The 17,089-nt window shown below is 47.6% G+C and carries 8 protein-coding genes; 4 read left to right on the forward strand and 4 right to left on the reverse strand.

All coding sequences use genetic code 11. From position 1 onward, the window contains the following. The first annotated feature begins 47 nt into the window (after positions 1-47). From cvpA to WDV74_RS05310, 3 genes are read left to right on the forward strand one after another with little or no spacing between them, the layout of a single operon-like run. On the forward strand, positions 48-536 hold the full coding sequence (cvpA, locus tag WDV74_RS05300; RefSeq protein WP_099132017.1) for a colicin V production protein: 489 nt from the start codon (positions 48-50) through the stop codon (positions 534-536). Between the two features lie 32 nt (positions 537-568). Further along, positions 569-2,086: an amidophosphoribosyltransferase gene (gene purF / locus WDV74_RS05305; RefSeq protein WP_273558284.1), complete on the forward strand. Its 1,518-nt coding sequence runs from the start codon at positions 569-571 to the stop codon at positions 2,084-2,086. A gap of 45 nt (positions 2,087-2,131) precedes the next feature. Further along, positions 2,132-2,722, forward strand: a complete 591-nt coding sequence (locus WDV74_RS05310) for a UbiX family flavin prenyltransferase (protein WP_338804900.1) — start codon at positions 2,132-2,134, stop codon at positions 2,720-2,722. Between the two features lie 180 nt (positions 2,723-2,902). Here the strand turns inward: WDV74_RS05310 and WDV74_RS05315 are convergent, their stop codons facing one another. Both WDV74_RS05315 and WDV74_RS05320 read right to left on the reverse strand, forming a co-directional pair. Beyond that, positions 2,903-3,814 carry a TIGR01777 family oxidoreductase gene (locus tag WDV74_RS05315; protein WP_338885020.1) on the reverse strand — a complete coding sequence of 304 codons (912 nt, stop codon included), beginning with the start codon at positions 3,812-3,814 and terminating at the stop codon, positions 2,903-2,905. A gap of 136 nt (positions 3,815-3,950) precedes the next feature. Next, entirely contained in the window at positions 3,951-4,577 is a 627-nt protein-coding gene (locus WDV74_RS05320; RefSeq protein ID WP_338885021.1) for a glutathione binding-like protein, read from the reverse strand. Positions 4,578-4,702: 125 nt separating this feature from the next. On the opposite strand from WDV74_RS05320, the gene yfcD reads away from it, so the two are divergent. Then, positions 4,703-5,227, forward strand: a complete 525-nt coding sequence (yfcD, locus tag WDV74_RS05325) for an NUDIX hydrolase YfcD (RefSeq protein WP_338885022.1) — start codon at positions 4,703-4,705, stop codon at positions 5,225-5,227. A gap of 153 nt (positions 5,228-5,380) precedes the next feature. Here the strand turns inward: yfcD and WDV74_RS05330 are convergent, their stop codons facing one another. Next, entirely contained in the window at positions 5,381-6,007 is a 627-nt protein-coding gene (locus WDV74_RS05330; RefSeq protein WP_338885023.1) for a beta/gamma crystallin domain-containing protein, read from the reverse strand. Positions 6,008-6,331: 324 nt separating this feature from the next. Continuing rightward, positions 6,332-17,086 (reverse strand): amino acid adenylation domain-containing protein, encoded by a 10,755-nt coding sequence (locus WDV74_RS05335; protein WP_338885025.1) that lies wholly within the window; start codon positions 17,084-17,086, stop codon positions 6,332-6,334. Between the last annotated feature and the right edge of the window lie 3 nt (positions 17,087-17,089).

The raw sequence follows: 17,089 nt of genomic DNA on the forward strand, positions 1-17,089 counted from the left end.
AGAATGCGCCCGACCTGAGTGTCGGGAGCCTGTTTTTGGATTAAAATATGGTCTGGATTGATTATACGATCATTGCCATCATTGGTTTCTCGGCACTGGTTAGCTTGATTCGTGGTTTTGTTCGCGAAGCGCTTTCCCTGATAACGTGGGGTTGTGCTTTCTTTGTTGCAAGCCACTTCTATACTTATTTGGCGGCTTATTTTACCCGCCTTGAGGATGAACTGGTGCGCAATGGGGTAGCGATTGCTATCTTATTTATTGCAACACTGATTGTTGGCGCAGTAGTAAACTATGTCATTGGTTCACTTGTTCAGCGAACGGGGCTGTCAGGCACTGATCGGGTTTTGGGGATCTGCTTTGGCGCCTTGCGTGGTGTCTTGGTGGTGTCTGCCATTTTGTTTATTGCGGACTCTTTCACGCCACTGCCCAAAAGTCAGGATTGGCAACAATCACAACTGATCCCACAGTTTAGTCAAATTATCAGGTGGTTTTTTGACTACTTACAAAGTGCGTCGAGTTTCTTGCCGGAGAGATAACGCTCTCCGCTTGGCTGATGAGGAAAGGCTACATGTGCGGTATTGTCGGTATCGTCGGTTTTACACCGGTTAACCAGTCGATTTATGATGCATTGACGGTGCTTCAGCACCGTGGACAAGATGCAGCAGGTATTGCAACTATTGATGGTAACAATGAGTTTCGTTTACGTAAGGCGAATGGTTTAGTCAAAGATGTGTTTGAAACACGGCACATGCTACGTTTACAGGGAACCATCGGCATTGGGCATGTCCGTTATCCTACGGCGGGCAGTTCCAGTGCATCTGAAGCGCAGCCCTTTTATGTGAATTCTCCTTTTGGTATCACGTTGGCACATAACGGTAATCTGACAAACGCACATGAATTGAAAAAAATGCTGTTTGAAAATGCCCGCCGTCATGTCAACACAACCTCAGACTCTGAAATTCTACTGAATATTTTTGCCAATGAATTAGCCCAATTTCCCCATTTCCCTTTAGAGCCTGATGATATTTTCGCGGCAGTCGCAAAAATGCACAAAAAAATTCGTGGCGCTTATGCGTGTGTTGCCATGATTATTGGGCATGGGGTGGTGGCTTTTCGTGATCCACATGGCATTCGTCCTCTGGTGCTGGGAAAGAAAACACGGGAAGATGGCCGCAATGAATACATGGTGGCGTCGGAAAGTGTGGCGCTGGATACATTGGGTTTTGAGTTCCTGCGTGATGTGGCTTCTGGGGAAGCGATTTATATCACTGAAAGCGGGCAACTGTTTACTCGCCAGTGTGCAGAAAATCCGTCATTAACACCGTGTTTGTTCGAATTTGTCTATTTCGCTCGCCCGGATTCCTTTATTGACAAGGTTTCGGTCTATAACGCCCGGTTGCGGATGGGGCGGAAATTGGGGGAAAAAATAGCCCGTGAATGGGAAGACTTACATATTGATGTCGTTATTCCCGTACCGGAAACCTCTTGTGATATCGCATTGGAAATCGCCCATATTCTGGATAAACCCTATCGCCAGGGATTTGTCAAAAACCGTTATGTCGGGCGTACCTTTATCATGCCTGGTCAGCAAGAGCGACGTAAGTCTGTTCGTCGTAAACTGAATGCTAATCGCGCTGAATTCCGGGGTAAAAATGTTTTGCTGGTGGATGATTCCATCGTGCGTGGAACCACGTCTGAGCAGATTGTTGAACTGGCGCGCGAAGCGGGAGCCAAGAAAGTCTATTTTGCTTCGGCGGCACCGGAAGTTCGCTTCCCGAATGTTTATGGTATTGATATGCCGAATGCCAATGAACTGATAGCTCACGGTCGGGAAGTGGATGAAATTCGTCAGATCATTGGTGCTGATGCCCTGATATACCAAAACCTCCACGATCTTATCCAGGCTGTCCGGGAAGAAAACCCTGATATTGAAACATTCGAGTGCTCTGTATTTGATGGTATTTATGTCACGAAAGACATTGACCAGTGTTACCTCGACTACCTGGAAAATCTACGCAAAGACGATGCAATGAAAGTGCGTGGACAGAGCGAAATAGAGGATCTGGAAATATATAATGAAGGATAATATTGTTATTATCATGCAGTTATAGCCAGAATCTCAGAGGAAAACATGAAAAAATTGATTGTCGGGCTGACCGGCGCGAGTGGTGCGATTTATGGTGTCAGGTTGCTGCAAGTTTTGCGACCAATAGAAGGCATTGAAACGCATTTAGTGATCAGCCAATCAGCCCGACAGACTTTGGCATTGGAGACGGACTATACGCTGCGAGATGTACAAGCTTTGGCAGATGTTGTACATGACAATCGTGATATTGCCGCATCCATTTCCTCTGGCTCTTTTAAGACACTGGGTATGGTGATTTTGCCTTGTTCCATAAAAACCCTATCAGGCATTGTGCATAGTTACACTGATGGCTTAATTACCCGTGCTGCGGATGTTGTTTTGAAAGAGAAGCGCAAGCTAGTGCTGGGAGTGAGGGAAACTCCCTTGCACTTGGGGCATTTGAGATTAATGACGCAGGCCGCGGAAATTGGGGCGGTGATCATGCCACCTGTTCCGGCATTTTATCATCGTCCTGAACATATTCAGGATATTATCGACCAGACGGTTAACCGTGTGCTTGATCAATTTGATATTGACTTGCCAGAAGATCTGTTTAACCGTTGGCAGGGCGCTAAGCCCATTGGATATGGCATTTAAGTTGAGTCAATATGCTGTTGTGAAGAAATCATAACAGCATATCGTTTATTATCTTACCCTTGTTCAAGATATACTAATCTCACTTTAAGATGCGAGTGATGTCTCCCCGCTTTGCGGGGAGACATCAGGTTTCATAGCGTGTTGTAAATGGCAATTTGAAGTTTAATGCGTATAGATTGATTAAGTATTGTCTTTTCCCTCTATGACATCTTGCAAGGCTTCTTCCAGTTGAAAATAACGGAAACCAAATCCGGCTTCTTCCAGTCTTTTCGGAATAGCTTGTTGACCACCCAGGACTAACTCTGCGGCTTCTCCCATCATTGCTTTTAACACACATGCAGGAATATGTATAAAAGCAGGGCGATGTAACACAGTCGCGAGTGTGGCACTAAACAGCTCATTATGAGCAGGGTAAGGCGACGTCATATTGAAGGCGCCCTGTAATTCAGGTGATACCAGCAGGTAATAAATACCATTGACCATATCGTCAATGTGTATCCACGGCATATACTGTTTGCCATTGCCGATAGCTCCCCCTAAACCTAACCGGAACAGTGGCAGCATTTTTTGTAATGTTCCCCCTTCGGGAGCCAAGACAATGCCCGTACGTAATAGGCATACGCGAGTTTTGTCACTTTGAGCTTGTAGGGCAAGTTGCTCCCAACGTTCACAAAGCTGATGGGCAAATTCATTGTGAGGAAGATCGTTTTCGGTAACGACTGCTTGTTTCTGATCACCATAATAGCCAACGGCCGAACCGGAAATAAATACAGATGGCGGAGATTCACTGGCCTTGATTAGCTTGCTCAATTGCTCGGTGATCTGCCAGCGGCTTTGACAGAGTTTCTCTTTTTGTTTCAATGTCCATCGTTTATTGATAATAGGCTCGCCAGCAAGATTGATAACAGCATCAAAGCCGTTAAGATCGTGTTGGTCATTCAACGTTGTCCAACAGTCAACGCGATCAGAAAACAGAGAATACACCTTTTGTGGTGAACGACTCAAAATGGTGATGGAATGGGAGAGCGAAATTAATTGGCAGGCCAAGCGATGACCAATTAACCCTGTTCCCCCCGTAATTAAGATACGCATAGCCACCCCCTGTAACAAAAAATAATTGCACATTGGACTATAACAAGGGATAGCTTAAGCGGCAGCGAAATATGCGGTTATCTGTTACCAATATCAAGTTTTATGGTGAAATATCTCGTCATCAGGTTATATGGAGTTAAGCTCCCTTATCGGCGTAGGCGGCTTGTGTTGCCGGGCGTTGGCTGATCTTATCCAGCCATTTAGCAACCGCCGGATAATCCTGTAGGTCGATTTTTTGGTATTCATAGCATCTTGCCCACGGATAAGTGGCAATATCTGCGATACTATATTCGTTTCCGCCGAGATAAGACGTTTTTTCCAGTTGAGTGTTTAGCACCTTGTATAAACGTTTTGATTCTTCCACATAGCGATTAATGGCATAAGGTACAACTTCTGGAGCGTAGCGGTTGAAATGGTGATTTTGACCGAGCATTGGGCCAAAGCCGGCAACTTGCCAAAACAGCCATTGCAATTGTTCGGTACGTTCACGCAAATCTTTGCTTAATAGCTGGCCTGTTTTATTTGCCAGATAAAGTAAAATAGCTCCTGATTCGAAGATAGAGACAGGCTCTCCCCCATCGGCGGGTTGATGATCGACAATAGCCGGGATCTTGTTATTGGGTGAAATGGTGAGAAATTCAGGTTTGAACTGCTCGCCAGTGCTGATATTGATGGGGTAGATAGTGTAAGGAATACCGGCTTCTTCAAGAAAAAGAGTGATTTTGTAGCCATTTGGGGTTGGCGCATAGTACAGATCTATCATATAACCTCCAGCGATAATAACTTTCTGAAAAATGTAACGATGTTACCTTACCATCGTTTATTTATAAATGTTATAAATTTACTGCAAAAAAGTAACAGGCAACTGATTGATAAAAGGTTTTTAGAATGATGCAAGAAAAATCAGCAAATATTGAATGGATTGATATCGTCAATGAAGGCAATGAAGTCATTGCGCAATCGTCTCGCCAGCAGATGAGAGCGCAGAACTTGAGGCATCGTGCTACTTATATTGTCGTGCATGATGGAATGGGCAAAATCCTGATTCAGCATCGTACAGAAACGAAAGATTTTTATCCGGGAAAATTAGATGCAACGGCAGGTGGTGTCGTGATGGCGGGAGAAACTTTGCTTGAAGCCGCGCGTCGGGAAGCAGAAGAAGAACTGGGGATTGCAGGCGTTCCTTTTGCCGAGCATGGGATTTTTTATTATGAAGAGGACACTTGTCGTATATGGGGTGGTTTGTTCAGTTGTGTTAGTCATGGGCCATTTGCATTGCAGGAAGAAGAAATCGCTGCAGTTTACTGGCTAACACCGGAAGAAATCACGGCCCGTTGTGATGAGTTCACCCAGGATTCACTGAAAGCGCTCTCTTTATGGTTAGCACGTAATAATCAAGTGACGTCGTTTTAATTATCATTGACAATTATTGGTTACGGAAATGAGGATCTTTTGTTGATATTCAATAATCATTTAAAATAGGAGTATGTATTATAAATATACATACTCCTTTTTTATTAAAATTTAATAAACGGAATAGCAGGTTGTTAATTTAATATTTCGGCTTTATTTATTGTCAGAAAATTTTTCCAAGAAGAATATAAAATGATAACCATCTACTTTTTCAAATCGCATATGATGTGGTTTAGTCGTATCATAAGTAACGATATCAAGATCTGTACCATTGTATGTAAAATAAACCGATCCTTGCGTGACTGGAATATTATTCTGATCAAAGACAACAACGAATGTAACATATTGTTGACCATCTTTGGGGATTAAACCAACAATTTCATAATCTCCATTTGAATAGCAATCTACAGGATTGGGAATTTTATAAGTCTGAATATTAGCCCTAAATATTTGATCGATACCTGATTCATTAATTAATTTTACTGCGAGTAAATCACGATTTGAGGGTGAGACAATAAACTTTGATAACCCTTTAATATCGCTGATATCTGGCTGGCTTGTATCCCATTCACGATAAATTTGTCCGGGTTGACTGTCATTGCCATGCCGCCAGGCGAATACAATAGAACCTGTTCCAATTTCAACGGAAAGAAACTTATCATTTAATGGCGTGCCAATTAGATTGATCTCTGTACTATTTTCTGGGTATTCATAACACGCCCCAGTATAATTTTTTCCGGTATAAAATATAGCGCCATTGGTTAATTTATCTTTAGGCATAATAAATATTCCCCTTATTTTTGGTTGTGGAAGGAATATCAAGGATAAGAAGCTTAGTTTATATGTCAAGATAATGGGTGTCTCTTATATTGGCTCTTGTCTTTAAAATATATTTATTTAATTTATATTCTTCTCTATTAATATACGCATTATACCAATCGCCTTTCAAGATGCGTCTTATATCTCCCCGCGTAGCGGGGAGATATAAACAATCACATTGATTTGCAAGCTTCATCTTGAAGTTAGATTGGGATAAATATCGAAAAACCTCGTTGAGAATAACGAGGTTTGTTGTTAGCGGAGCAGCCATTGGCTGCCAGAAATTTATGGAATTATATTTACACTCGCTATGGCCGATGCTAACCCTTGAACGAAAGGTTGACGCATAATAGTGATGTGATCACCGGATAAAGTTTCGGAGATAACTTTCCCAGCAACCAGTGTTTGCCATCCATCAATAATGCTTTCGGCTTGGCCTTCATAATCTTGGCCATCGCTAGCCAGAAACAGATGGAGTGTTCCGGGATAGCGTTCTTGCGGCTGATAAGTTGCCAAATAGTGTGCTTTGAAGACGCGTAAATGAGCCGAGATTTCCTTAGATTCAAGTTGAGGAGGCAAGAGTTTCTCTTCAATGAGACGAAGTCGCAAGTTATCGAGTTGCGCTTCTTCTGTCATGGATTGAAATTCTTCTTCGGTAAAGTTTTCCTCTGTTCCCTCTAATGCAGCAAACGCATTGCCAAACTCGGCCAGCCAGCGGCTATGAGACCATTCTGACTCGATCCTTTGGGTTACGTCCTCCAAAGGGGATTTGCTATCGACTAAAGCCAGTAAGCCAATGCTTTCACCCTGTTGGAGGAGTTGTCGGGCCATTTCGAATGCGAGCCAGCCTCCGAAAGAGTGTCCACCTAAGTAATAAGGGCCAGTTGGTTGAACTTTCTTAAGCTCATCGATCATGACGCTGGCCATTGCCTCAAGGTATGATGAGGGATCACTACGTCCATCTAACTCTGGTGATTGCATACCCCAAACGGAATAAACACCTTCCAATGCTGTCGCCAATTCCCGCAAATAGAGCACGTGTCCTCCAGCGCCGGGCGCAAAGAACAGCGGTGTTGCTTTGAGGTTTTGTGACAGGCCGACCATAGAACCAGCATGGAGATTATCTCGATCTTCAATGGCGCGGGCTTGTTCTTTGATAGTGGTAAACGTCATCAAGCTTGCCATCATATTCTGCTGAAGCCCAAGTTTTTCTATTGCTAAAGAGCCGGCTTTCAAAATAAGCAGTGAATGGCCTCCTAACTCAAAGAAATGGTCATGGCGGCTGACACGCTCCACTCCCAGCAGATCTTGCCAAATTTGAGCCAGTGTAATTTCAACCTCACCTTGGGGGGCTTCATAATCACGGGTTACGATGGCAGATTGATCGGGAGCAGGGAATGCCTGACGGTCGATTTTGCCGTTAGAGGTAAGCGGGAAAGCGTCAAGGATCACAAATGCACTGGGTAGCATAAACTCGGCAAGCTGTTGAGCAAGTTGCTGACGCAGTTCACTGGGAACCAAGTTGACACCGGATTCAGGCTGAACATATGCAACGAGACGTTTATCATCAGATGTTATTTCTCGGATCAGGACAATAGCATCTTGTACTCCCTGACATTGCGCCAGACGAATTTCAATTTCCCCCAGTTCAATGCGGAACCCGCGTAGCTTGACCTGAAAATCATTGCGTCCTAAATATTCAATCGCGCCATCGGATAGCCAACGCCCCAGATCGCCGGTTTTGTACATGCGGGCATCGGGCTGTTTGCTAAATGGATCCGCCACAAATTTTTCGGCGGTTAAATCAGGGCGATTGAGATAACCACGAGCCACACCGGCGCCACCGATATGAATTTCACCACTGACACCGAGAGGAACCGGCTTCCCAAATGTATCCAGAATATAAATACGGGTATTGGGCAGTGGATAGCCAATCGGGATATTATCGGTGATATCAGTCGATGGCGTACTCGTTCCATCCACTTTTAATGTGGTCGCAATGACCGTGGTTTCGGTAGGACCATAAGAGTTAATCCAACGGCAGGATTGCGTTTCAGGTATAGATTGCCAACTGATTAAATGGCGCAGTTCCGCTTTCTCGCCACCGACGATAACGGTGCGCAGATATTGGCCGAAACCACTGCGTCCCGCCATCATCTCTTGTACCCATTGATGCCAGAAGGCGGTCGGCATATCCATGATAGTGATTTTCTGCTTATTTAACAGATTGACAAATTCTGCATCCGGTACACGGATATGAGCAGGGCGCAGTACCAGTGTTGCGCCCGATGCGAGGGTAGGGAAAATATCGGATACCGAAGTATCAAAGGCGATAGTCGCAAATTGCAGGATACGATCCCCTGATTGTGGTTCGCTGGTCTGGTGCTGTGCATGGATAAAGTTCACCACATTGCGGTGCTCCAGCATCACGCCTTTGGGCTGGCCGGTGGAGCCGGAAGTATAGATAATATACGCCAGATGTTGGGGTTGAAGTTGAATATCCGGATTATGGATCGGCTGTTTTGCTACGTTATTGCGCTGGCTTTCATCATCCAGCAACAAGACAGGCATGTCTGATATTGGCAACAGCCCCTGTAAAGGGCGTTGTGTCAGCAATAACACCGGTTTGCTGTCCGACAGTTGATACGCCAGACGTTCGGCCGGGTATTCGGGATCAAGCGGAACATAGCCAGCCCCCGCTTTAAGAATGGCGTACAGACCAATAATCAAATCCAGACTGCGGTCAACACAGATTGCCACGCGATCATCGGGGCATACCCCCGCGGCGATCAGTTGGTATGCCAATTGGTTAGCCTGACGGTTTAATGCCGCATAACTCAGTTCGTTTTCGCCAAAGACCAATGCAATTGCATCCGGTGTGCGTGCTGCCTGCTGTTCAAACAGTTGATGGATTAAGGTGTTTTGCGGATACTCAACAACGGTATCGTTAAATGTTTCCAGTAGTTGGGTACGTTCGGCCCGTGGCAATATATCGATAGCGTGGATAGGTTGCCCAGGTGCATATTGCAGCGCGGCCACAATGCCTTCCAGTGCCGTCTTCATATAGGCAGTAATGCGCACCGGATTAATTTGCTGGCTGCATTGTGCAGTCAGTGCAAATCCATCATCAAAATCGTCCACATCCAGGGATAAGGGGTAGTTACTGCGCTCTTCACTGTCCAGCACTTGAATACCGTCCCAAGCCAATGAATGCGCCACTTCCTCATCACGCGGGCTGTGACGGAAATTTAGCAGGCTGTTAAATAGTGGTAATGAAGCTGGCACACCGCTGCATCGCTGGGCAATCGCCAGAGGGGTTTGCTCATGATCCAGTAATTCACTCAGGCGCTGGTAGGTTTCCTGTATCGCCTGTTTTACGGTACGGGCCTGTAACTGGATACGGACTGGCAGGGTATTGATAAACATCCCCAGCACCTGTGAAGCGCCCATCCCTCCCTGTAAGCGGCCCAATAACACCGTACCGAATACCACATCTTCACGGCCACTACACTGTGCCAGTACCTGCGCCCAGGCGACATGGAATAGCACGGCCGCACTGATCCCCAATTGACGGGCGCAATTCCGGATCTGTTGTGCCAGTTCCTCATCTAAGGTGACAATATCTTCCACGATTTTATCGTGCTTATCGCGGCTATTCCCCTGCACATCCAGTAACCCAAAGGGTAGCGTCGGTTCTTCCACGTCCCCCAGTAACTGCTGGAAATAAGCCTGATGCACTTCAATCGGCACCTGACGGGTCTGGGCGATAAAATTGCGGTAAGGCAATGGGGCGGGCAGGTGTGTGGCTTCTCCGAGGATCAGTGCCTGCACTTCACTGAAAATGATTTCCAGTGACAGATGGTCACAAACCAGATGGTGATGCAGCAGGCTTAACCACCATTGATCGGAGTCAGGATCCCGGGCGATATAAGCGGCCAGTAATGGCGCTTGAGTAATATCTAACCGTATGCTGTCTGGATCGGTCAGACGCCGTAGCTGGATTTCGGCACGTTCTCCTGCGGATAACGTCAGCTCTGTGATCGGCAGGGGCGCATGACGGTAGACCACTTGCACGGGAATGGGAAGCTCCTGCCAGTGGAAGGCACTGCGTTGGATATCGTGCCGGTCAATCACCAGCTGCAATGCCTGTAAGAAACTCGTCAGCCGTGGCCGGCTGTCAAAGTGCATCAGAATATTTTCAAGATAGGTGTCACCGGTTTCGGTCAGTAAATGGTGGAACAGAATGCCTTCCTGCAAGGGGCCAAGCGGGTAAATATCCTGAATATTGGCGACACCGCCCGGGACATGGTCAACAATACGGTCAATTTGGGGCTGGGTTAATGTCACCAGTGGCAGCATAGCGGGCGTAATCTGCGGGCTGTCTTCGCGGATCAGGTTAGGCGGAATAACCGCTAGCGCTGCATCTTGCTTTTGATGTAAGCGGGCGCTCATGGCCGCCAGAGTGGGGGCAGCGAAGACCGCGCTGACCGCCAGAGAAAGCCCTTGCTGACGCAACTGTTCGATCAGGCTGACAACCAGCAGGGAATGGCCGCCCAGTTCGAAGAAATTGTCATGGCGCCCGACCTGTTCCAGTTCCAGCAGCGATTGCCAGACTGCCGCCAGTTTCTGTTCGGTTTCGCCCTGTGGCGCTTCATATTCACGGCTGACGATAGCGCTTTGATCCGGTGCCGGCAGTGCTTGACGATCCAGTTTACCGTTGGCTGACATCGGGAAGGCATCTAGCATAACAAAGGCACGGGGTAACATATATTCCAGCAGGCGGGCACTGAGGTGTTCACGTAAATCCGCCGGTTTTAATGTGATGCCGGCTTTGGGGATCACATAAGCAATTAAGCGTTTGTCACCGCTTTCTTCTTCACGGGCAATCACCACGGCATCGCTGACGTCTTCGTAAGCCAGCAATTGGGTTTCAATTTCCCCCAGTTCAATGCGGAAGCCACGGATCTTAATTTGAAAATCATTGCGTCCCAGATACTCAATTGCGCCATCGGGTAGCCAGCGCCCCAGATCGCCGGTTTTGTACATACGGGCATCAGGTTGTGTGCTAAATGGATCCGCCACAAATTTTTCCGCGGTTAAATCCGGGCGATTGAGATAACCACGGGCCACACCGGCACCACCGATATGAATTTCACCACTGACGCCGAGAGGAACCGGCCGGCCGTGCGTATCCAGAATATAAATACGGGTATTCGGCAGTGGATAGCCAATCGGGATAACCCCTTCGGGATACGGTGGATTTTGGTGATCCAATTTCAGGGTGGTGGCAATCACTGTGGTTTCTGTTGGGCCATAAGAGTTAATCCAGCGGCAGGATTGGGTTTCCTGATGAGACAGCCAGCTGATTAAATGGCGATATTCTGCTTTTTCACCGCCCACAATCAGGGTATGCAGATAGGGGCTAAAACCGCTGCGTCCCGCCATCATCTCCTGTACCCACAGGTGCCAGAAGGCGGTCGGCATATCCATAATGGTGATCTTCTGCTCACGCAAGAAGGTGACAAAAGTCATATCCGGTATCCGAATATGGGGCGGTCGCAGAATCAGTGTCGCACCGGCGGCCAGGGTCGGGAAAATATCGGATACCGACGTATCAAAGGCGATGGTGGCAAATTGCAGGACACGATCCCCTGATTGTGGCTCACTGGTTTGGTGCTGCGCATGGATAAAGTTCACCACATTGCGGTGCTCCAGCATCACGCCTTTGGGCTGGCCGGTGGAGCCGGAAGTATAGATAATATACGCTAGATGATGGGGTTGAAGTTGAATATCCGGATTATGGATCGGCTGTTTTGCTACGTTATTGCGGTGGCTTTCATCATCCAGCACCCAGACAGGCATATCTGATATTGGCAACAGCCCCTGTAAATGACGCTGCGTCAGCAATAACACCGGTTTGCTGTCCGACAGTTGATACGCCAGCCGTTCGGCCGGGTATTCGGGATCAAGCGGAACATAGCCGGCTCCCGCTTTAAGAATGGCGTACAAACCAATAATTAAATCCAGACTGCGGTCAACACAGATTGCCACGCGATCATCGGGGCATACCCCCGCGGCAATCAGTTGGTGTGCCAGTTGGTTAGCCTGACGGTTTAGTGCCGCATAACTCAGTTCGCTCTCACCAAAGACCAATGCAATCGCATCCGGTGTGCGTGCTGCCTGCTGTTCAAGCAGTTGATGGATTAAGGCGTCTTGCGGATAAGTGACGACGTTATCGTTAAATGTTTCCAGTAGTTGGATACGTTCGGCTCGTGGCAGGATGTCGATTGTCTCAATGGCTTGTTCAGGTGCATATTGCAGCGCGGCCACAATGCCTTCCAGTGCCGTCTTCATATAGGCAGTAATGCGCACCGGATTAATTTGCTGGCTGCATTGTGCAGTCAGTGCAAATCCGTCATCAAAATCATCCACATCCAGGGATAAGGGGTAGTTACTGCGCTCTTCATCCTCGATCTCATCAATACCTTCCCACGCCATTGCAGCCACGTGTTCATCTTCGCGTGGGCTATGACGGAAATTCAGCAGACTGTTAAACAGTGGCAATGGTGCCTGAATACCACTGCAACGTTGGGCAACCGCCAGAGGTGCCTGCTCATGTTCCAATAGCGCGGTTAACTGCTGATAAGTTTCTTGTACCGCCTGCTTAACGGTACGTGCCTGTAACTTAACGCGAATAGGTAAGGTATTGATAAACATCCCCAGCACTTCGGCTGCACCAACCCCACCTTGTAACCGTCCCAACAAAACAGTACCGAACACGACATCATTCCGTCCACTGCATCGTGCCAGCACCTGTGCCCAGGCCACATGAAACAGCACGGCAGCACTCATACCTAATTGGCGAGCACAATCACGGAGATTTTGAGCCAGCTTGCTATCCAACGTGAGAACATTTTCCTCTATCTCATTGAGATTGCCACCTTGTACGTCAAGCAACCCAAACGGCAGAGTGGGTTCTTCCACATCACCCAATAATTGGCGGAAATAGTTTTGGTGAACCGCCAACGGCACATTGCGGATCTGCGCGATAAAGTTTCGGTAAGGCAGCGGCGTGGGTAAATTGTCACTTTCCCCCAAAAGCAGGGTTTGTATTTCACTGAATATCATATCCAGTGAGATGTGATCACAAACTAAGTGGTGATACAGCAAGGAGAGTAGCCATTTATCAGAAGCGGGATCTTTGGCTATATGAGCAGCTAACAATGGTGCTTTGGTAATAGCCATCCGTATTGCACGGGGATCGGTAAGGCGGCGTAGCTGGGTTTCTGGGGGTTCTTCTGTCGATAGTGTGAGTTCAATAATGGGCAATGGTGCATGACGATAGACGACTTGTACGGGTTTAAGAAGCGCTTTCCAGTAAACGGCGCTGCGCAGAATATCGTGCCGATCAATCACCTGCTGCAATGCTTGCAAGAAACTCTCTAACCGTGTCCGGCTGTCGAAAATCATCAAATGGTTGTCCAGATAGAGATCACCTTCCGTTTCCAGCAAATGGTGGAACAGGATGCCTTCCTGCAATGGCCCCAATGGATAAATGTCCTGGACGTTAGAGATACCGCCGGTTACATGGGAAACAATCTGATCTATCTGGTCTTGGGTCAATTCCAGCAGTGGCAGCATATCTGGGGTAATGGTGGTGCTGCCTTCTTTAATCAGGTTAGGCGGTACGTCCTGTAGAGGCGTGGATTGAGTATCATGGTGACGAGTTAGGGTGCTCATGGCTGCCAGTGTGGGAGCAGAAAAGACCGCGTTGACATCCAGAGAGAGGCCGTGAAGACGCAGTTGCTCAATTAAATTGACCACGAGTAGTGAATGCCCGCCTAGTTCAAAGAAATTATCTTGCCGTCCGATTTGTTCTACATTCAGCAGGGATTGCCAGATTGCGGCCAGGGTTTGTTCAGTTTCGCCTTGTGGCACTTCGTATTCACGGCTGACAATAGCGCTTTGATCCGGTGCTGGCAGGGCCTTGCGATCCAGTTTGCCGTTGGCGGACATCGGGAAGGCATCCAGCATCACAAAGGCACTGGGTAGCATATGCTCCATCAATCGGCTGCTCAGTTGCTTGCGTAATTCAGCCGGACGAAGTGTCATGCCGGTTTCCGGGATCACATAGGCTATTAAACGTTTATCACCGCTTTCTTCTTCACGGGCGATCACCACGGCATCGCTGACGCCTGCGCAAGCCACCAGTTGGGTCTCAATTTCCCCCAGTTCAATGCGGAACCCGCGTAGCTTGACCTGAAAATCGTTGCGCCCTAAATATTCAATTGCGCCATCGGGTAACCAGCGTCCCAGATCGCCGGTTTTGTACATACGGGCATCAGGTTGTGTGCTAAATGGATCCGCCACAAATTTTTCCGCGGTTAAATCGGGGCGATTGAGGTAACCACGGGCTACACCGGCACCGGCAATATAAATTTCACCACTGACGCCAATGGGAACCGGCTGGCCGTGCGTATCCAGAATATAAATACGGGTATTAGGCAACGGATAACCAATCGGGATAACCCCTTTAAGCTGGGGTAAATTTTGGTGATCCAATTTCAGCGTGGTGGCAATCACCGTAGTTTCCGTTGGGCCATAAGAGTTAATCCAGCGGCAGGATTGGGTTTCCTGATGAGACAGCCAGCTGATCAAATGACGGTACTCCGCTTTTTCTCCCCCCACAATCAGGGTATGCAGGTGGGGGCTAAAACCGCTGCGCCCAGCCATCATCTCCTGTACCCACAAGTGCCAGAAAGCGGTCGGCATATCCATAATGGTGATCTTCTGCTCACGCAGGAAGGTGACAAAAGTCATATCCGGTATCCGAATATGGGGCGGACGCAGCACCAGTGTCGCACCAGAGGCCAGGGTGGGGAAAATATCCGATACCGAGGTATCAAAAGCGATAGTCGCAAATTGCAGGATACGATCCCCCAATTGTGGTTTGCTGGTTTGATGTTGAGCGTGGATAAAGTTCACCACATTGCGATGCTCCAGCATCACGCCTTTAGGCTGGCCGGTAGAGCCGGAAGTGTAGATGATATAAGCCAGATGATGCGGTTTCAGTCCCAATTGATCAGTATCGGGATTATGGGCTGGCTGTTTTGCCACGTTATCCCGATTATATTGATCATCCAGCAGCCAGACAGGAATATTCTGTATTGGCAAATGAGTCTGTAGATGCTGTTGGGTCAGCAATAACACCGGTTTGCTGTCTGATAACTGGTAGGCCAGACGTTCAGCCGGGTATTCCGGATCGAGTGGAATGTAGCCGGCGCCAGCCTTAAGAATGGCGTACAGACCGATGATCATATCCAGACTGCGATCAGCGCAGATTGCCACGCGATCATCGGGACGAACACCCGAAGCGATTAAATGGTGTGCCAGTTGGTTAGCATGACGGTTCAGCTCTGCGTAACTCAGTTGGCTATCGCCAAACACTAAAGCGGTAGCGTCAGGGGTTTGTTCCACCTGTTGTTCAAACAGTTGATGGATCAATAATGTTTGTGGATATGGGAAGGATGTATCATTGAAATCATCTAACACTTGAGTGCGTTGGTATGGTTGCAATAGGGGTAAACTTTCCACTGGTTGCGAATCATCTTTAACCATCGCGGTCAGCAGGGTTTGCAGGTAACTGGCGATATGTTCAACGCTGGCAGGGTCAAACAGATCACTGGAATATTCCAGGCCACCCACTAACCCATTTTCGGTATCATTTATTGAGAGAGACAGATCGAAATGCGAGCTGTTTTCAGCCAGATTGATTTCACTAATGGTGATATCCGGCAATGCTATATTCTGCTGTCCAGGGGTATTATCCACTGACATCATCACCTGAAAAATCGGGCTATGACTGAGGCTACGTGGTGGTTTTAGCACTTCCACCAATTGTTCGAATGGCAGATCTTGATGTGCGTAGGCATTGAGTGCATGTGCCTTGACCCTGGCTAGCAGAGCGCTGACCGTTGGATTGTCATCTATTTGAATGCGCAGAGCCAGCGTGTTAACAAAAAAGCCAATTAACGGCTCTAATTCGCTATATTGCCGATTAGCAACAGGTGTGCCAACCACCAGATCTTTCTGCCCGCTAAGACGGGAAAGTAAAGTAATCCACCCCGCCATCAAGGTCATGAATAATGTTGTCCCGTGACGCTGGCTAAGGCTTCTTAATCCACTACTTAATTCCGGTGACAGAGTAATATCAACATACCCTCCGGCATAACTTTGCTGCTCTGGGCGTGGCCGGTCTGTCGGTAGTTCCAAAAGCGCAGGAGCACCCTGTAACGCATCGCGCCAGAAATTCACCTGTTTTTCCAATAATTCTCCCTGTAGCCACTCTCTTTGCCAAAGGGCATAGTCAGCATATTGGAGTGTCAAAGCGGGCAGGGGATCACCTTGTCCTTCGCTGAACGCATGATAAAGCGTGGAAAGCTCGTGCATCAGGATGTTAAGGGACCAACCATCGGAAATAATATGATGCTGGGTTAATAACAGGATATGTTCATTTGCAGCCAGTCGCAGCAAGCGCCCCCTGATTAGGGGGCCTTGCGCAAAGTCAAATGGCTGGCTGGTTTCACGCTGGGTTATCTCTTCGAGGGTAATTTGTTGTTTTTCCGCAGGCAGATGGCTGAGTTCTTCCACTGCCAAAGAGAAGCCGCTATCTGGTTTACCAATAACTTGCAGGGCTTGGCCTTCGACCATCTTGATAGTCGTGCGCAGAATTTCATGACGAGCAACAATTCTGTTTAATGCAGCTTGCAGGGCATCTAAATTCAGATAACCTTGCAGACGCAGACCGCCTGGAATGTGATATGCCGTTTGTGCTGCTGGATCTAACTGCGCCAGAAGCCATAAGCGTTGCTGTGCCCAGGAGAGGGGAAGCGTTTGCTGATCAGCGTTTCTCGGGATAATGTGCCTTTTTTCTCTGATCTGCTTTTTTTCCTCAATCTGACGGTTTTCAATGCGTTCTTTAATTTTTTTCTGGAGTACCGCTTGCCTTAATTCAAACAGGCTTAGTTCTTTGTTACTCATTTA

The sequence above is a fragment of the Xenorhabdus sp. TH1 genome (genome assembly GCF_037260955.1).
Classification (GTDB): domain Bacteria; phylum Pseudomonadota; class Gammaproteobacteria; order Enterobacterales; family Enterobacteriaceae; genus Xenorhabdus; species Xenorhabdus griffiniae.